The sequence below is a fragment of the Kitasatospora sp. NPDC097643 genome (genome assembly GCF_040302625.1).
In the GTDB taxonomy this organism is placed as follows: Bacteria; Actinomycetota; Actinomycetes; order Streptomycetales; family Streptomycetaceae; genus Kitasatospora.
The window spans coordinates 31,957-48,949 of the sequence record NZ_JBEOSA010000071.1 but is presented as its reverse complement, the minus strand read 5'-3'; the positions used below and the strand labels follow the sequence as shown (position 1 = coordinate 48,949).

Sequence of the window (16,993 nt, the reverse complement as noted above, 5' to 3'; positions counted from 1 at the left end):
CCTCACCAAGCGCGCCGACTTCCCGCTGATGAACGAGGCCTACTCCGAGTTCATCGAGGCCGGGGGCCGGGTGGACCGGTACGGGTCCGGAGGAGCAGGTCCGGGGGCCGGGTCCGGAGGAGCAGGTCCGGGGGCCGGGTCCGGAGGAGCAGGTCCGGGGGCAGGTCCCGGGGGCGTCCGGCAGGCGGTCACCCCCACCGCGCGGGATCACCCCCGCAGTAGGATCGGCGGCGTTGTCATAAAACCGCCGGTAGGAGGCAATTCCATGGCTCAGGTCACGCTGAAGGGCAATCCGGTCCAGGTGGGCGGCGAACTGCCCGCCCCCGGTACCCAGGCCCCCGCGTTCACCCTCGTCGGCGAAGGACTCGCCGACAAGTCCCTGAAGGACTACAGCGGCCAGCGCAAGGTCCTCAACATCTTCCCCAGCGTCGACACCCCCACCTGCGCCACCTCCGTGCGCACCTTCAACGCCAAGGCCGCCGCCCTGGCCAACACCGTCGTGCTGTGCATCTCCGCCGACCTGCCCTTCGCCCAGGCCCGCTTCTGCGGCGCCGAGGGCCTGGACAACGTCAAGAGCCTGTCCACCCTGCGCGGCCGTGACTTCCACGAGAACTACGGCGTCGCGATCGCCGACGGCCCCCTCGCCGGCCTCACTGCCCGCGCCGTCGTCGTCCTCGACGAGAACGACACCGTCCTGCACACCGAACTCGTCACCGAGATCGCCGAAGAGCCCAACTACGACGCCGCCCTCGCCGCCCTCCGGTAACACCCCCTCCCGGCCCGAACACCAGGACCAGGCACCCGGGCCGGACACCACACCCGGGCACCAGGAACAGGACAGCACCGTGCGTGGGAAGTCGGCACACCCGACTTCCCACGCACCCGCCTGCCCCGGCCCGCCGAACACCGGGCCGGGGCAAGCGGGCGACGTCCACGCTCGACCGAGTCCACATCGACGGCGATGCCGTTCGGGTCGACGCGTACAGCAGGTGCTCGGCGGCCACCTGCCCACGTCGCCGCCACGGACCGCAACCGCCGACGCTCTCGCGGACCGCACCGCACCGCACCGGTGGGCCAAACCCGCCGGCGGCCGTTCAGCTCTCCGGGCCGCAGACGGCACCGCCGGGACCTCGGCGGGAGTACCGGACCACAGCGCTCTCCGAGACCGCCGGCCCGCCGCCGCCGGCCGGGGCGAGGCTGTACGAGACCGTGATGGAACCCTCGACAACGGCATCCAGGACACCGTCCCACGGGATCGTGTAATCGACCGCGGTGGTGTCAGCGGTCACACTCACGACGCCCCGCACCATGGCGGCCGGGATCCGCCCGTCGACGTCACCGCAGACCGTCACGTCGAAAGCGACCTCGTCCCCGGCCGCGAAGGGAATCCGGCCTGCCCTGACGAGGACACCGTCCCAGGGCCTGTGCCGGCAGGTGATCCAGCCGACAGGCTCCTCACCGGGAAACTCCGGAATATCGGACTCGACCGACACGCGGCCTCCTGACCGTCGACGAGCAGAAGCGGCAGCTCCCACCCCCGCCCCGCGATCATGGCGCAACCCCCGACCCGAGAACAGCCAGTCAGCCAGTCAGCCGGTCAGCCGGTCCGCCCGTACAGCCGCTTCCGTGCAGCCCGGCCCCGCCCCCCCGGTCCCCGATGCGGTGACCGCACACACTCACCGAGGGGGCAGCGGTGAGTCAACGGCCCTGCGGCCAAAGGCGCCAGACACGGTGCCGGGTCGGCCCGCCAGCAGCCGCCCTGGCCCGTCAGCCGAATCCACGGGGCAAACGCGGGTCCAACACGTCGTACCGGCACATCCGGGACAGCACCCCCGCGACCTCGGCCCCGCCATGCGCCCGGGCCCACACGCGGATCAGCTCCTTCACGGCACCCTGACGCCCGGCGACCACGCACAGCGGCACGACGACGCCGGCAACCACCTCGCCTTCCCGCATGCCCCCGCCGTCGACAGCCCCAGCCCAGCCGTCGTCCACCACCGCGGCCCTGACCCGGCCCTCCCCCATCGAACCGAGCACCGACACGACCGCGTCCGTCCACTCCGGGAACGGGAACTCCCGGCCGCTCAGCGTCAGCCACACCGGGCCGTCCACGAAAGCGGACCACGGGAATCGATCTCGAGCCTGCCCCACACGACCTGCACATCGCACAACTGCCGCCGCTCCCCCGTACGCGAAAACCGCACCGGCTGCGGCCCCTGTCTCCAGCCCAGATCCGCAACCGAGAGGCCCGCCACGTCCCCCGATCACACAACGAACGCTGGCCCACCGCCCCGACAAACCCCTCCCGCGCTGCCGATACAGGCCCGCTCCCTACTCCGGGCAGCCAGGACAACCAGGTCGCGGGCGATGACACCACGCCACCGCACGCAGCGGTGCAGCCCGCGGGCCCGGACCACGCCACCCGGACCAGGAACTGCCGGGCCCGCACCACACGCGGCCCAGCACACCGAACTCGTCACCGAGATCGCCGAAGAGCCCAACTACGACGCCGCCCTCGCCGCCCTCCGGTAACACCCCCTCCCGGCCCGAACACCAGGACCAGGCACCCGGGCCGGACACCACACCCGGGCACCAGGAACAGGACAGCACCGTGCGTGGGACGTCGGCACACCCGACTTCCCACGCACCCGCCTGTCCCGGCCCGCCGAACACCGGGCCGGGACAGGCAGGCGACGTCCACGCCACACGACACCGCAGCGCCGCACCGGGCGAAAAACCCCGAAGGACCCGGAACCGGCCAGGCCCCGGCAGACCCGGCAATGCACCGGGCGCCAGGGCCCAGCAGGGGCAGGGCAGGGGCAGGGCAGGGGCAGCCGGAGCCCGGACCAGGAACTGCGAGGCCCGCACCACACGCGGCGCCCGGCCGGGCCCGGAAACGGCCCGACCCCGGCAGACCCGGGGATACGCCGGGGGCCAGGGCCAGGACCCAGAAGGCCCAGAAGACAGGGGCAGCGGGCCCGGACCAGGAACTGCGAGGCCCTGACCACACAGGCCGCCCGACCGGGCCCGGAAACGGCCCGACCCCGGCAGACCCGGGAGTACGCCGGGGGCCGGGGCCAGGACCCAGAAGGCCCGCAGGAGGGGCAGGGCCCGTCCAGAAGGCCCGCAGGAGGGGCAGGGCCCGTCCAGAGGGCCTGGAAGGGGCAGGGCCCAAAGAGCCGGGACCCCGGGGGGCGGGGGTCAGGTGATGGAGGCGCCCGAGTCGATGCTCAGGACCTGACCGGTCATACAGTCCTGGTCCAGGAACAGCGTCACCGAACGCGCCACCTCCGCCGGCGTCACGAACCGCGGCACCGGCACCTTCTCCCGCATCCCCGCCACCACCTTCTCCGACAACGTGTCCGTCATCCCCGTGATCATGAACCCCGGCGACAACGCGTTCACCGTCACCCCCCGACGCCCGCACTCCGCCGCGAGCGTGCGCGTCAACCCGATCAGCCCCGCCTTCGACGCCGCGTACGCGGTCTGCCCGGCGGTCGCGATCAACGCCGACGGCGACACGATGTTCACCACCCGGCCCCACCGCGCCCGCAGCATCGCCGGCACACACACCCGCGACGTGTGGAACGCCCCGATCAGGTTCGTCTCGATCACCTGCCGCCACTGCGCCGGATCCTGCATCGCCATCAACGCGTCCTTGCGCACGGCCCCGTTGTTGACCAGCACATCCACCGCACCCAGCCGCGAGACGATCTCCTCGTACATCGCCGACACCGCAGCGAAGTCACCCACGTCACCGGTGACCACCACATGGTCGTTCACCAGCTTGGCCGCGACCTCCTCGGCCCCCGCACGCGCACTGTTGTAGTGCACCGCGACCCGGCAGCCCGCCGCGTCCAGCGCCAGCGCCAGCTCCCGCCCCAGCCCCCCCGACGCCCCCGTCACCAGGGCCACCGGGGAAACCGGCCGCTCACCGAACACCTCCCGCCCGCTCACCGCGCCCCTCCCCACTCCACCAGCAGCGAACCCCACGTCATCCCCGCACCGAACCCGGCCAGCAACACCTTGTCGCCCGCCCGGATCCGACCCGCATCCAGCGCCTCCGCCAACGCGATCGGCACCGAACCCGACGCCGTGTTCCCGTACCGCTCCAGATTCGTCACCAACCGGTCCTGCGGGATCCCCGTGTGCGACAACACCGAATTGATGATCCGGATGTTCGCCTGATGCGGCACCACATGATCCACATCCTCCGGCGCCAGCTTCGCCTGCTCCAGCGTCTCGCGGATCGTGCGCACCGAATACCGCACCGCGTTCAGATAGATCTCGTTCCCGTTGATCTGCGCATAGTGCAGACCATCGGCCACCGTCTGCGCGGTCGTCGGCATCCGCGAACCACCCGCCAACACCTTCAGCGAGTTCTTGCACGACCCGTCCGCGCCCAGATTCCACGCCAGCACCCGGTCCACCTCACCCGGCGTCAGAACCAGCGCACCCGCACCGTCCCCCACCAGAATCGACAGATCCCGATCCGCCGGGTTCGCGGTCAGCGTGTGCGTGTCCGAGCCGATCACCAGCACCGGACGCGGATCCATCCGCATCAACCCCGCCGCCGTCACCAACGCGTACACGAACCCCGCACACTCCGCATTCACATCGTGCGCACTGCCCGCGACACCCAGCTCGTCATGCACGAACGCGGACGTCGCCGGCGACGGCTGCTCAGGCGTCGCCGTCGCCACGATCAGATGCGCCACATCCGCACCCGACATCCCCGCCCGCTCCAACGCGCGCCGGCCCGCCTCCACCGCCATCGACGCGGTCGTCTGCCCCGCACCCACCACCCGCCGCTCACGGATCCCGCACCGCGACACGATCCAGTGCTCATCCACACCGAACCGCTCGGCCAGCTGCGCACTGGTCACCACACGCTCGGGGACGAACATCCCCCACCCGGCGACATCGAAGCCACTCATACCGGCACGCCCCCGCTCAGACGCCCGAGCCCGCCACGAGCGCCACAATCCGCTCGTGCACCACCCGCAACGTCGTCGTGTCATCGATGTCCGCGAACAACGACTCATCCGCCGGAATGTGCGGGTACTGGTTCTGGAACCCGTACAACCACTCCATCAGATCCAGCGAATCCACATCCGCGATGTGCTGCAACGCCGCGTCCGCATCCACCTCCCGCGCACCCGACACCGCCTGCAACTGCGCCGCCAGCTCCTCCACCGACGGAACCACAACCTCAGACATACCGAACCCCTTCCCTCTCGAAGGACACGAAGCACCCCCGGGCCACCACACAAGCAACCCGCACAAAAAGGGCACCCCAAACGAACGAACAGAACAGAACGAACGAACCGAACAGACAGACCGAACCGAACCGAACGAACCGAACGAACCGAAACGAGCCGCCCGGAACGACGGAAACGAAACGGAACCAACGAACGGAACGAACGGGCGGAACGAACGGACGGACGGAACGGAGAACACCGCGACACGGAACACACACCCGACCCCCCAGAGGCACAAACCCACCCCGGGAAACACCGGAAAACCACCGGGACCGGCACACCGCATCCCGTGTCACAACCGCATCAAACCCGCCCCCACGCAAAAACCCCGCAACCCCCCACCCCCACCCCCGCTTGCGCCCCCCTTGCGAGCCACACGCTTACCTGACCCACAACACACCCACACCCACACCCACCCAACCCCCCAACCCCCGGCCGGCCCCGGCCCGGCCCCGGGCGACGGGCCCCGGATGCACCAACACCCGTACCGGACACGGTAGTTCACGCCGAACACCGGCCAGACAACACCGAAAACCGTCAACACCGGCACAGGCCACGGAAGTTCACGCCGAACACCGGGCCAGGCAACGCCAACACCGGCACGGGACACCGCAGTTCACCGCAACAACCGGCCGGACAACGCCAACACCGTCAACACCCGTACGGGACACGGCAGTCAACGCCCAACACCGGCCAACCCGCCGCCGCGCCGGCCCGCCCCCCACCCCGGGGGGCGCCCCGACACGACAGCACCACTCAACACGCCACACGTGCAGCCCAACCGACCAACCGACCAACCGACACTCACGCAGAAAGGCCCCACCCATGACCACCGTCGAAGCCCGCACCATCAACCCCGACGTCGAAGCCATCCGCCACCACTACGAAGTCGGCAACGACCTGTACCGCCTCATCCTCGGCCCCACCATGATGTACTCCGGCGGCTACTGGGAGGACGGCGAAGACCTCGTCGCCACCCTCGACGAAGCCCAGGAACGCAAGCTCGACGTCTTCACCGACCTCGCCCAAGCCGCCGGCAAGGCCAAGGTCCTCGACATCGGCTGCGGCTGGGGCACCATGCTCAACCGCCTCACCACCGTCCACGGCGTCCACCAGGCCGTCGGCGTCACCCTCTCCCGCACCCAAGCCGACTTCGTCCACAACCTCGGCAACCCCAACATCCACGCCCGCGTCGAAAGCTGGGAAGACCACAAGGCCGACGGCGACCCCTACGACGCCGCATTCTGCATCAACGCCCTCGAACACTTCGTCCTCTCCACCCTCACCCCCCGCGAACGCACCCAGCGCTACCGCGCCTTCTTCAAGCAGGTCCACTCCCTCCTCAAGCCCGGCGCCCGCTTCGTCCTCCACACCATGACCGTCGAAAACCCCCCACTGCGCCGCCAACTCCTCGACGACCTCAAGTTCCTCCAGCGCGAAGAATTCGAAGGCTGCCACATCCCCCGCCTGCCCGAACTCGCCGCCGGCCTCGACGGACTCTTCGAAGTCACCGAAATCCGCAACGAACCCGAATCCTTCGCCCGCGCCTGCCGCGCCTGGCTCCAACACATCGCCACCCGCCGCGACGAAGCCCTCACCCTCGCCGACGAAACCACCGTCGCCCGCTTCGAACGCTACCTCGACATCTTCGCCTACACCCTCGAAGACCACATCTTCAACAACTTCCGCGTCACCCTCACCCGCCGGGCCTGAAAGGCAACCACACCCCCATGACCACCACCACACCCAAACCCACCGGCACCGGCACCACCACCGCCAGCGCCACCACCACCGCCAGCGCCACCACCGCACCCGCCAGCGCAACGGCCCCCGCCACGGCCCCCGCCCCGGCCTACACCACCGACACCACGGCGCCGGCCACCACGGCCACCACGCCCACGGCCGACACCACCCCCGCCCCCACCAACACCGCCATCCCCACCGACACCACCCCCCTACGCCACCTCAAAGTCGCCATCATCGGCACCGGCTTCTCCGGCCTCGGCACCGCCATCCGGCTCCTCCAAACCGGCACCGACGACTTCCTCCTCTTCGAACGAGCCAACGACCTCGGCGGCACCTGGCGCGACAACACCTACCCCGGCTGCGCCTGCGACGTCATGGCCCACCTCTACTCCTTCTCCTTCGCCCCCAACCCCAACTGGAAATCCACCTTCGCCACCCAAACCGAAGTCCACACCTACCTCAAAGACTGCGCCCACCGCTTCGGCATCAACCCCCACATCCGCTACAACCACGACCTCACCGCCGCCCACTGGGACGACACCCACCACCACTGGCACCTCACCACCACCGGCGGCACCTACACCGCCCAAATCCTCGTCACCGGCACCGGCTACCTCAACGAACCCGCCATCCCCCCCATCGAAGGCCTCGACACCTTCACCGGCACCATCTTCCACTCCAGCCAGTGGAACCACGACCACAACCTCCAAGGCCGCAACGTCGCCGTCATCGGCACCGGCGCCAGCGCCATCCAATTCGTCCCCCACATCCAACCCCACGTCGCCCACCTCGACCTCTACCAACGCACACCCCCCTGGATCGGCCCCAAACCCGACAAACCCAACACCAAACTCCAAACCTGGCTCCTCCGCCACCTCCCCGGCTACCAAAAACTCCGCCGCAACTTCAACAAAAACGGCCGCGAAATCCTCGCCTTCTTCCTCTCCCGCCCCACCCGCACCACCGGCATCCACAACATGGCCACCAAACACCTCAAAAAATCCGTCCCCGACCCCACCCTCCGCACCCAACTCACCCCCGACTACACCATCGGCTGCAAACGCCTCCTCTTCTCCAACACCTGGTACCCCGCCATCCAACAACCCAACGTCACCATCATCCCCACCACCATCAAAAACATCGGCCCCACCCACATCACCACCACCGACAACACCACCCGCCACATCGACACCATCATCCTCGCCACCGGCTTCCAAGCCACCAACCGCCCCATCACCCACCGCATCCACGGCCGAAACGGCACCACCCTCGCCACCACCTGGCAAAACGGCATGCAAGCCCACCGCGGCACCACCATCCACGGCTACCCCAACCTCTTCATGCTCCTCGGCCCCAACACCACCCTCGGCCACTCCAGCCAAACCCTCATCATCGAATCCCAAATCAACTACCTCATCCACGCCCTCCACACCATCAACAAAAACAACTACACCACCATCGAACCCCGCCAAACCGCCCAAACCCACTACAACAACACCCTCCAACAAAAAATCAAACACACCGTCTGGACCACCAACAACTGCAACAGCTGGTACACAGACAAAAACGGCAACAACACCACCATCTGGCCCCACACCACCCACAAATTCCACAAACAAACCAACCACCACGACACCCACAACTACCAAACCACCACCCACACCACCCACAACAACACCAACGAATAACAGCGCCACCGCAGGGTGGATGTGTCGTACGAAAAAAGCACCTGCTCAACCGCTCCACTCCCCACGGGATGGCCTCCCCCCGCCGGGCCTCCCCCACGAACCACTTGACGCCGAAGGCCTGTCAGCGACAGGCCTTCGCGCCATTTCGGGCCGGGTCCGCGGAGGCGTCTCCAAGGCGCCGATGGCGCCCGATCGGGACTCGCCGCAAGGCAGAATTCTTCTGCGGCCGGCCAACGACAGCTCGGCACGCCGGAACGCCACCCCCAGGGCGATGTCGTTCCGACGTTCTGTCCGGCTGGACCCCGCTTCAGGCGGCTTGCGTGGCAGCGTAGTTACTCAGGTTGACCCGTGAGGGCGCGCAACCGTCCACTCACATCAGGACTCCGCGCGGGCCGCGTCAGCTGCCCGGGCGGGAGGCCGCCCAGCCGTGTTCGAGCAATGCGAAGGCCTCGTCGGCGGCGCGGCGCGGCTCGGCGTGCCGCAGGATGAATCCGCGGGCCTCGATGGCGAAATGAGCCAGGGCGGCGCAGCTGACGTCGTCCTCGGGGGCGCCGACGGCCTCGGCGATGGCCCGCGCCAGGGCCGCCTCGTGGCGCGTCCACATGCGGTGAGCGTAGTCCCGCAGCGCAGGGGTTTCCTGCACCATGCGCGTGAACTCGGCGAACCGCGGGTCCGTGGCATGGACGGCGAACTGGGTCTGCTTCAGCAGGATGTGCTCGCGGAGCGCCTGCGGGATCGACGTGCCGGGGGTGCGGTCGCGCACGGCGGCGACGAGCGCCGCCTCCAGGTCGTCGTCCTGGTCGAAGACCAGGGCTTCCTTGCCGGAGAAGTGCTTGAACAAGGTGGTCACCGAGACGTCCGCGGCGTCGGCGACGTCCTTGACGCCGACCTGGTCGTAGCCGCGGTCGAGGAAGAGTTCGAGTGCGGCGTCGGCCAGGGACTGGCGGGTCTGGGCCTTCTTGCGCTCGCGGCGCCCGGTCGGTTCGGTCACCTGCATACCGTACCCGACGGTGAATCGATGACAAAAGTTGAGTCGTTGCACTTATTTAGTGAGTGTGCTTTCTTGGTGAGGCCGGACCTCCCGGCGGTTCACCCACCTCTCGAGGGACACTCCCATGCACCCTGCTCATCCTCCCCGCATCGCGATTGTCGGCGCCGGCCTCGGCGGCCTCACCTGTGCCCGGGTCCTACAGCAACACGGCCGCTCCGTCACCGTCTTCGAACGCGAGACCTCCGCCGACGCCCGCCCGCAGGGCGGCACCCTCGACCTGCACGTCGACACCGGTCAGGCCGCCCTGCGCGCGGCCGGGCTCCTCGACCGATTCCACGCCCTCGCCCGCCCCGAAGCCGATGAGTGGCGCGTGCTCGACTTCACCAACGCCGCCGTCCTGGCGCATCAGGGTCCGCCCGCCGCCGGCGGTCGGCCGGAGATCGACCGGGGCCAACTGCGCGGATTGCTCCTGGACTCGCTCACCCAGGACACCGTGCGGTGGGACCGCGCCGTCACCGGGGTCCGCCCGCTACCGGACGGCACCTGCCGGCTGCTCTTCGGGGACGGCACCGCCGAGGACTTCGATCTGGTGGTGGGTGCCGACGGCGCCTGGTCGCGGGTCCGCCCGGCCCTGTCCAGCGCCGTGCCCGGCTACACCGGTGTCACCTTCGTCGAGACCGGATTCGACCACTGCGACACCCGCCATCCCGACCTCGCGCGGCTGGTCGGCAACGGATCGATGCTGGCGAAGGGCGCCGGCAGGTCCCTGGTCGCCCAGCGCAACAGCAACGGCCACATCCGCGCCTACATCGCGCTCCGCGCGCCGGAGGACTGGCACATGGCTGCCGGCATCGACCTCGACGACCAGCGGGCCGTGCGGACGCACCTGCTGAGGATGTTCGACGGCTGGGACGAGAGCCTGCGCTACCTCCTGCGCAACAGCGACACCGGGTTCATCAACCGGTCCCTCTTCGTCCTGCCCGCCCCGCACACCTGGGAGCACGTTCCCGGCGTCACGCTGCTCGGCGATGCCGCGCACCTGATGCCCCCGGTCGGGCTGGGCGCCAATCTCGCCATGCTCGACGGCTCCGACCTCGCCCACGCCCTCGTCACCGAAGCCGGCGTCGACGACGCCGTCCGCGCCTACGAGAGCATCATGCTGCCGCGCTCGATCGAGGCCGCGACGGGCAGTGCGCAGGGACTCGACCACCTCGTTCCCGCAGCGACTTCCTGACTCGACTCCCCCGCCCCCGCCGCGCGGCCGTTCCCGTGTCGATCATGCGTACTCTCCCGGCAGTCACATCCGCCCCAGGGCGGCCTTGCCAGAGGGCCTGTCCGGTTTGATCACGTGATGCCAGCAGTTCGGGGTCGCCGTGGGCGCGACGCGTGAACACATCCGGTCGAGGTCTGGCAGGGTTCGCCGAGATGCAGGAGGCCCTTGAGCCGCTACTGGAGCATCGCCGCCTACACTTGTGCGGTTTCGGACCTGTCCTTGCTAGGTTCCAGCGGTGCGATCCAGATCAAGAGATCCGGGCGTGCTGGGCTGGCGGGTGTTCTTCACCCGGCGTGAGCTCGGCCTGCCGCAGTCGAGCGCCCGCGTCCGGCGGGAGAACAGCGACCTGCGCAAGCTGGTCCGCATCTACGCCGAGGCGATCCGCCGGCTGACCATCGACAAGGCCGCCCTGGAGGACGAGCTGCAGGCGCTCAACGGGGTGACCGTCCTCACCGCGCGGCGCCGACACGAGACCTGAGAAACCTCTGTGCCAGCAGCTCGTCTCATCCAGGCATCCTCGTCCGGACCATCGGGCAGGCTGCCGGAGGTGGAAGGCGCCTACTGCGACTTCGGCGGCCAGTCGTACGGGGGCAGCCTGCGGTGCAGGGCGCGCCCGGTCCCCCCTTGCTTGTCCTCGTAGGTGGCGGCGCGGATCGTGCCGAAGGAGACCTCGCTGTCCCGCATCACGTCCACCCCCTCCACCCGGAAGGCGATCCATCCCGCGCCGGGCATGGGCCCTGACACCCAGGGGGTGACGACGCTGCGGACGTTGGTCTCGCCCGCCACGATGGTGCCCCTGTGGCCGTCGGGGTCGGTGATCTTCACTCCCGTGTCGGTGAAGGCGAGACGGCTCTTCGTGCTGTTGGGCCCCTCGACCCACTTCGCGGTCACACTGTTCAGATCCGCCGTGTCGGCCGAGACGGTGCCCCACACCTGGCCGCTGCCCTTGCGGACGTCGATACCGCTCTCGGGGAACTCGATCCAGCCCTTGCCGCCGTCGCGGTCGCCGACCCACGTGGTGTTGACGCTGTTGAGGTCGGCCTTGTGAGCGATGACGTCGCCCCGGTTGTTGCCGCCGTCGCGGTAGACGCGGATGCCGCTCGTGGGGAAGTCGATCCAGCCGTCGCTGGTGCTGCGGCCCTGGACCCACTTGGTGTTGACGCCGTCCACGTCGGCCTTGCCCGCGTGGACGGTGCCCCACGCGTCGGTGCCGGTTCCGCGGACGTCGATACCGTTCTCGGGGAACCCGATCCAGCCCTTGCCGCCGTCGCGGTCGCCGACCCACGTGGTGTTGACGCTCTGCAGGTTGGCTTTGCCGGCGGTGATGTCGCCCGGGGCCCCGTTGCCGTCCTTGTGGAGGCTCGCCCCGGACGGGGTGAACTCGACCCAGCCCGCGCCCGCGTCGCGGCTGCCCGCCCACTTGGTGTTGACGCCGTCCACGTCGGCCCGGGCGGCCGTGACAACGCCCGGGACGTTGGTCGGGCCGTGGTACACGTTGACGCCGCTGTCCGGGAAGGTGATCCAGCCGTTGTCGTTGGTCCGCCCCTGGACGAGCCTGGTGATCACCCTGTCCACGTCGGCCTTGTCGGCCGTCACCCTGCCCAGGTCATGCTGCGGGTCCCGGACGTCCACGCCGTCCGCGGTGAAGCCGATGCGGCCCTTGTCTGCCGTCCCCTCGACCCACAGGGAGCGCGTCCCGCTCCCGAACTCGGGGATGATCGCGTGGACGGTGGTGGTGAGAAAATATCCGTGCTGCTGCTGCCCTCCGTCGTTCGTCCCGGCGATCAGGGTGTAGGTGGTGCCACGCTTCGGGACGGGGACGGACCGGCTGTAGGGCCGGTCCGTCACCACGGAGCCGGGGAACGGCTCGATGTGGTCCACCGGGCCGTCCGGCCGGTGGATCCAGTAGTGGAGGTTGTCGGGACCGTTCCACCTCAGTTCGAGCTGCCCGCCCGTATCCCCGTCCACCAGGGCGGACGCCGGGTGGAAGTTGCGCGGGACCCGCGGCGTCTGCTTCACCACCGCGAGCGTGGTGGTGTAGGTGCCCAGTTCTGTCTTCGTTGGCCCCTCGCCGAGGCCGGTCTCCTCACGGATGGTCAGGAGAACCAGCCCGCCGTCCCGGGTGATGGGGATGTTGTCCAGCGTCAGCGTCATCGAGGCCTGGCTGGGAAATCTCTGCTTCGCTGTCGGCGCCTGGGGGACGTGGACCCGGAACGCCTGCTCGGTCTCGTCCCACTCGAACGTCGGATTCTCCAAGTTCAGGGGCGTGCTCCACGTGATGTCGACGTCCGGCTTGATCGCCGGACGGTCGTCCGTCAGGCGGTCACGTTCGGGGCCGAGCGGGACCGCCACATCGATGTACCTCCAGTCCACCTCCTCCTGGTGGGTGTTGGAGACGACGATGTACACCGTCCCCACGGACGGTGCCCCGTCGGCCGACGCCTGCAATGACGTCGGATCCGTGACGATCTCGTAGTGCAGCAAGGACGGCACAGCGCGGACTCCCTACCTCGGTGCTCCCGCGATGCGGGCAGACGACAGGACAGGTGCTACTGGCCCGTCAACCGTAGGCATCGCTTTGCCGACCGGGAGTCGCGATTCTGTGGAGCTGGCCCGAACAGGCTCTCCCTCTGGCTGGAACCGCCGTCGAAGGAACGATCGAGATTCTGGCGCCCGCCGGGGCCGGGCCGCGTCAGCCGGATGCTGAACGAAACCAAACCCGAGTCGCGCAGGTGGTAGCGCCCGGTTCGCGGAGCGGGACGACCAGTACGCGGTGGTTTGGGCTCAGCCCAGCACGGAGGCCATTCAGAGGCCAGGAACCAGGCGCTGGGCGGAGTGACCGGCCCTCACTGAACCCGTCTTTCATCATGACGAACAGCGGACAACGGACAGAACTGGTGGACCCACATAACGACTCCGCCATCATCCGCGCCCACCAGCTTGCGGCCGGCGCCCGTGCCGATCCGCCACCAGCCCTTGCGCCCGAAGGGGCTGGGCGGGGAAACACCAGGACGAGACACCGTGGCAGGGCCTCGTCGCCCGCCTGGTGGCGGAGGTGCGGGAGGTGGGTGGGGCTGCGCGCGACCGCCGGCCGAGGGCACGGGGAAATTCGGTTGCCGCGGGCCGCCGTCTCGATCACGATCTCCCGCATGGACTTTTGATGACTGCCACGTAGTACGTACCTGTCGCGCGATCGACCTCGGAGCCTGACGACCCGGCCCCGAGGCGATGGGTCGCGCCCCTCGTGAGCATCCGTCAGAGAGCGGGAGCCGCCGAGTGAGTTCGGCATGCCCTCCCGCTGAGTCCTGAAAGCACCCAACACACATGAATACCGACCGCAAGGCCCTGTGGGCCGTGCGTCAGTCCGCCCTGCCCACCGTCGTCCGGTCCTGCCCGGACTGCCCCGGCATGCGGCACCGCGCCTCGGGGAAGATCCGCGTCAACGCGAGCGGCAAACTGCTCGACGTCTGGCTGCTGCTGAGCTGCGCGACGTGCGACCGGACCTCGAAGGTGCCCGTCCACGAGCGCGTCCACGTCTCGACGCTGGAGCCGGCCCGGCTGGTGGCGTACGAGATCAACGACCCAGCAGCGGTGCGGGAGTTGGTGATGAGTGCGTCGCTCGCGGCGCAGAACCGGTACCGGCTCGACTGGACCGGGACGTGGGAGCTGGAGACCCGCATGCCGCTGTACGCGCTCGACGACCCGAACCCGCTCTCGGTGCAGGTGCGCTTCGAGCTGCCCGCGCCGGTCCGGGTGGAGCGGCTGCTCCAGCTCGGCCTCGGCCTGAGCCGGGCCGAGGTGCGCCGTCTGGTCGCGGACGGGCGGATCCGCCTGCCGTTCGCACCGGACGCCAAGGCGCACCGGGACTTCGAACTCAGCATCCACGGACCCGGTTCCGTCGATGCGGCCAAGCACGCGAAGTCCCTCGACGCGCCCGACGCCGAACGCACCGACCTGGCTCGGATCGGGCTGCCGCCCGCACCCGACCGGGAGCTCCCACGCCGGACGGCCCGCACGGCTGGGACCAGTCCGGTCGGTCATGTGCGGAGCCGGATGACGAGGGCGGCCGCGGTGACGGTTCCGAGCTAGACGTATCCGCGTTCGCCGTATCGGGTTGCGACTGCTCGGGCGTGCTTGAGCTTGTTGATGGCCCGTTCGACGGTGTTCCGGTTCTCGTACCGCTCCAGGTCGAATGCCGGTGGCCGCCCTCCGCGCGATCCCTCGCGCAGGCGGGCGGCCAGCCTGTCGGACTTCTCCGGCAGTCCGCACTCAGGTGGACCTTGGCGCCCCCCGCGAGCGGCCAAGGCCCTCACCTCCCTAGTTGTCGGCTCGGAGGTCGGCGGCGGGGTAGCGCTTGGTGAGTTTGCGGCCGGAGGCGGTGCGCAGGAGGAAGTACCACTGCTGGTCCTTGTAGTGCCGGACCTTGTCGCGGACGGTGCCGTGGTGCGGTGTGTGGTTGCGGGTGTTGACCACGACGTGGACGTGTTGGCCGGGGTGGAAGGCGGGTTCCGGGAGGTCGGCGGCGGGCGGGCTCAGGGCGGCTGCGCGGGCCGGGGCCGTGAGTTGATCCGCGTCCAGGGCGGCGTGCAGGACAGCGCGGGCGGCCGACCGTGGTGGGTCCCGAAGGAAAGCGTTCGTGCAGGTCGAAGCGCCTGGTCGGTTCGTCCCTGAGCCGGGCGACGCCGTACAGGTGGATCGGCACCTCGGGGTGGGACGGCAGCGACGTCAGCTCGTGCACGTTGACGGCGGGCCACCGTCTTCCTGCGTGCCGGTTCTCGGGTGTTCGGATGTCCGGACGGTAGAGCAGAGCCGTGCAGTGGGCCCGGCTCGGCGCGAGACCGGCGCGGGTCAGGGGTGGAGGAAGGCCCGGGTGTCGGTGGCGAGGGTGCGCAGTTGTTCGCCGGCTTCGAGGGTGGTCGTCACGGTGCACTCCCAGGGGTCGTTGGTGTGGATGCTGGTGCGGAGGGTCCAGCGGAGGTGGACGTGGCCGCCGGTGGTGTGGGTGGCGGTGAGGGTGAGGCGGCTGGTGTGCCAGGTGCGCTCGCCTTGCCAGCCGCGGAAGTCGGCGGCGAGGCGGTCCAGGAAGTCGGCCAAATCACCGTCGAGGTCGAGGACGGAGACGCGGACGGCGTCGACCCGGGCCGTGAGGCCGTCGGAGACCGCCTCCACCGCGAACACGGACTCGTACGCATCGCGACGGGACCAGTCGGTGAGGCGGATCCGGCTGGTCGGCGAGTCCGTGCTGCGGATGGACAGTTCGGGGCCGGCGTCGGGGTGGTTCATGCTGCCGGATCGTAGGGGACGGGATCGGCGCAGGTCACCGGGATTTCGGGCGCTGTGCGGTCAGTGGCCGCCCTTGGGTTCGGCGCAGCCGCCGTCGAGGTAGGGGCCGTGCGGGCTGATGTCGGCCTCTGCGGAGAGGAGGCCGGTGATGCAGGGGCCGGCTCCGGGGATCCAGAGGGAGAAGGTGGCGGGGGTGCCGGTGTCCTTGGTCACGATCTGGACGGCCGCGTCCTTGGTGGGGTAGCCGAGCTGTTCGAGGGTGGTGCGCAGGTAGGTCTCGGTGAGGGTGTCGGGCCGGCCGGCCTTCGCCAGGGCGTCCGCGATCCGGCCCGCGTGGGCCTTGCCCCGGCACTGGGCGTCGGCGAGGAGGGGGACGGTCTGCTTGTAGGCGTGGTTCTCCGCGTACTTGTCCGCCCACTGCTCGCCGCCCCCTCCCCCGCCGGGCGTGGCAGCGGGCGTGGCACCGGGGTCGGTCGGGGCGGAGAGCGGCAGGGCGGCCACCCCTGCGCACTTGGCCGCGACCTGGGGGAAGAGCCGGTTGTGGCGGGCGATCGCCTCGGCCTGCTCGGGCGTGGTGGTCGCCGGGGTGGCCAGTGGGCTGGCCGTCGTGACGGCGGAGCCGGCCCGCGTCGGGGCGTCCGCGTGCACCGAGCCGCAGCCGGTCAGGGCCGCCATGGCGATCAGGGCCGCCGCGGTCAGCGTCGTACCGGTTGCTGCGCGCCTCATCGTGTTCCCCCTTTTGGTCGTTGTC

17 protein-coding genes are annotated in these 16,993 nt (G+C 69.6%); 7 read left to right on the top strand and 10 right to left on the bottom strand.

What is annotated here, in order from left to right; genetic code table 11:
• Window positions 1-265: 265 nt before the first annotated feature.
• Window positions 266-766 (top strand): thiol peroxidase, encoded by a 501-nt coding sequence (tpx, locus tag ABTY15_RS33025; protein ID WP_350603751.1) that lies wholly within the window; start codon window positions 266-268, stop codon window positions 764-766.
• A 328-nt stretch (window positions 767-1,094) separates the two neighbouring features.
• On the opposite strand, the gene ABTY15_RS33020 is transcribed toward tpx, so the two are convergent.
• Together ABTY15_RS33020 and ABTY15_RS33015 are read right to left on the bottom strand one after the other, a co-directional pair.
• On the bottom strand, window positions 1,095-1,493 hold the full coding sequence (locus ABTY15_RS33020; protein ID WP_350603748.1) for a hypothetical protein: 399 nt from the start codon (window positions 1,491-1,493) through the stop codon (window positions 1,095-1,097).
• A gap of 274 nt (window positions 1,494-1,767) precedes the next feature.
• Window positions 1,768-2,100, bottom strand: coding sequence for a hypothetical protein (locus tag ABTY15_RS33015; RefSeq protein ID WP_350603746.1), 333 nt, complete (start codon window positions 2,098-2,100; stop codon window positions 1,768-1,770).
• 267 nt (window positions 2,101-2,367) lie between these two features.
• On the opposite strand from ABTY15_RS33015, the gene ABTY15_RS33010 reads away from it, so the two are divergent.
• The gene (locus tag ABTY15_RS33010) at window positions 2,368-2,532 is read left to right on the top strand and encodes a hypothetical protein (protein WP_350603743.1); all 165 of its coding nucleotides are present in this window, start codon (window positions 2,368-2,370) and stop codon (window positions 2,530-2,532) included.
• A gap of 669 nt (window positions 2,533-3,201) precedes the next feature.
• Here ABTY15_RS33010 and ABTY15_RS33005 read toward each other — a convergent pair.
• The 3 genes from ABTY15_RS33005 to ABTY15_RS32995 are packed head-to-tail and all read right to left on the bottom strand — an operon-like array spanning window position 3,202 to window position 5,220.
• Window positions 3,202-3,957, bottom strand: a complete 756-nt coding sequence (locus ABTY15_RS33005) for an SDR family NAD(P)-dependent oxidoreductase (protein ID WP_350603740.1) — start codon at window positions 3,955-3,957, stop codon at window positions 3,202-3,204.
• Window positions 3,954-4,937, bottom strand: a complete 984-nt coding sequence (locus ABTY15_RS33000) for a 3-oxoacyl-ACP synthase III family protein (RefSeq protein WP_350603738.1) — start codon at window positions 4,935-4,937, stop codon at window positions 3,954-3,956. The genes ABTY15_RS33005 and ABTY15_RS33000 overlap by 4 nt, the downstream gene beginning before the upstream one ends.
• A 16-nt stretch (window positions 4,938-4,953) precedes the next feature.
• On the bottom strand, window positions 4,954-5,220 hold the full coding sequence (locus ABTY15_RS32995) for a hypothetical protein (protein WP_350603736.1): 267 nt from the start codon (window positions 5,218-5,220) through the stop codon (window positions 4,954-4,956).
• Window positions 5,221-6,086: 866 nt separating this feature from the next.
• On the opposite strand from ABTY15_RS32995, the gene ABTY15_RS32990 reads away from it, so the two are divergent.
• Both ABTY15_RS32990 and ABTY15_RS32985 read left to right on the top strand, forming a co-directional pair.
• Complete coding sequence (locus tag ABTY15_RS32990; RefSeq protein WP_350603730.1) at window positions 6,087-6,974, top strand: class I SAM-dependent methyltransferase; 888 nt, start codon at window positions 6,087-6,089, stop codon at window positions 6,972-6,974.
• A gap of 17 nt (window positions 6,975-6,991) precedes the next feature.
• Entirely contained in the window at window positions 6,992-8,695 is a 1,704-nt protein-coding gene (locus ABTY15_RS32985) for a flavin-containing monooxygenase (protein ID WP_350603728.1), read from the top strand.
• Window positions 8,696-9,092: 397 nt separating this feature from the next.
• On the opposite strand, the gene ABTY15_RS32980 is transcribed toward ABTY15_RS32985, so the two are convergent.
• Window positions 9,093-9,686, bottom strand: coding sequence for a TetR/AcrR family transcriptional regulator (locus tag ABTY15_RS32980; protein ID WP_350603725.1), 594 nt, complete (start codon window positions 9,684-9,686; stop codon window positions 9,093-9,095).
• A 124-nt stretch (window positions 9,687-9,810) separates the two neighbouring features.
• Here ABTY15_RS32980 and ABTY15_RS32975 point away from each other — a divergent pair, with 124 nt between their 5' ends.
• A complete protein-coding gene (locus ABTY15_RS32975) occupies window positions 9,811-10,920 on the top strand; it encodes an FAD-dependent oxidoreductase (RefSeq protein WP_350603722.1) in 1,110 nt (369 codons plus the stop codon).
• Between the two features lie 274 nt (window positions 10,921-11,194).
• The gene (locus ABTY15_RS32970) at window positions 11,195-11,437 is read left to right on the top strand and encodes a hypothetical protein (protein ID WP_350603720.1); all 243 of its coding nucleotides are present in this window, start codon (window positions 11,195-11,197) and stop codon (window positions 11,435-11,437) included.
• Window positions 11,438-11,517: 80 nt separating this feature from the next.
• Here ABTY15_RS32970 and ABTY15_RS32965 read toward each other — a convergent pair whose 3' ends face one another.
• Entirely contained in the window at window positions 11,518-13,452 is a 1,935-nt protein-coding gene (locus ABTY15_RS32965; RefSeq protein ID WP_350603717.1) for a hypothetical protein, read from the bottom strand.
• Window positions 13,453-14,283: 831 nt separating this feature from the next.
• Between ABTY15_RS32965 and ABTY15_RS32960 the strand changes: the two genes are divergently transcribed.
• A complete protein-coding gene (locus ABTY15_RS32960) occupies window positions 14,284-15,048 on the top strand; it encodes a DUF1062 domain-containing protein (RefSeq protein WP_350603714.1) in 765 nt (254 codons plus the stop codon).
• 228 nt (window positions 15,049-15,276) lie between these two features.
• On the opposite strand, the gene ABTY15_RS32950 is transcribed toward ABTY15_RS32960, so the two are convergent.
• The 3 genes from ABTY15_RS32950 to ABTY15_RS32940 form a co-directional block, all read right to left on the bottom strand.
• Entirely contained in the window at window positions 15,277-15,432 is a 156-nt protein-coding gene (locus tag ABTY15_RS32950) for a hypothetical protein (RefSeq protein ID WP_350603710.1), read from the bottom strand.
• A 375-nt stretch (window positions 15,433-15,807) separates the two neighbouring features.
• On the bottom strand, window positions 15,808-16,242 hold the full coding sequence (locus ABTY15_RS32945; RefSeq protein ID WP_350603706.1) for a DUF6228 family protein: 435 nt from the start codon (window positions 16,240-16,242) through the stop codon (window positions 15,808-15,810).
• A 60-nt stretch (window positions 16,243-16,302) separates the two neighbouring features.
• Window positions 16,303-16,968 carry a hypothetical protein gene (locus tag ABTY15_RS32940; RefSeq protein WP_350603701.1) on the bottom strand — a complete coding sequence of 222 codons (666 nt, stop codon included), beginning with the start codon at window positions 16,966-16,968 and terminating at the stop codon, window positions 16,303-16,305.
• Window positions 16,969-16,993 lie beyond the last annotated feature (25 nt).

Bases quoted from the DNA above. Each gene is read 5' to 3' on its own strand.
- tpx (WP_350603751.1), top strand. From the start codon at position 266: ATGGCTCAGGTCACGCTGAAGGGCAATCCGGTCCAGGTGGGCGGCGAA.
- ABTY15_RS33010 (WP_350603743.1), top strand. From the start codon at position 2,368: ATGACACCACGCCACCGCACGCAGCGGTGCAGCCCGCGGGCCCGGACC.
- ABTY15_RS33000 (WP_350603738.1), bottom strand. From the start codon at position 4,937: ATGAGTGGCTTCGATGTCGCCGGGTGGGGGATGTTCGTCCCCGAGCGT.
- ABTY15_RS32995 (WP_350603736.1), bottom strand. From the start codon at position 5,220: ATGTCTGAGGTTGTGGTTCCGTCGGTGGAGGAGCTGGCGGCGCAGTTG.
- ABTY15_RS32990 (WP_350603730.1), top strand. From the start codon at position 6,087: ATGACCACCGTCGAAGCCCGCACCATCAACCCCGACGTCGAAGCCATC.
- ABTY15_RS32985 (WP_350603728.1), top strand. From the start codon at position 6,992: ATGACCACCACCACACCCAAACCCACCGGCACCGGCACCACCACCGCC.
- ABTY15_RS32975 (WP_350603722.1), top strand. From the start codon at position 9,811: ATGCACCCTGCTCATCCTCCCCGCATCGCGATTGTCGGCGCCGGCCTC.
- ABTY15_RS32960 (WP_350603714.1), top strand. From the start codon at position 14,284: ATGAATACCGACCGCAAGGCCCTGTGGGCCGTGCGTCAGTCCGCCCTG.
- ABTY15_RS32945 (WP_350603706.1), bottom strand. From the start codon at position 16,242: ATGAACCACCCCGACGCCGGCCCCGAACTGTCCATCCGCAGCACGGAC.
- ABTY15_RS32940 (WP_350603701.1), bottom strand. From the start codon at position 16,968: ATGAGGCGCGCAGCAACCGGTACGACGCTGACCGCGGCGGCCCTGATC.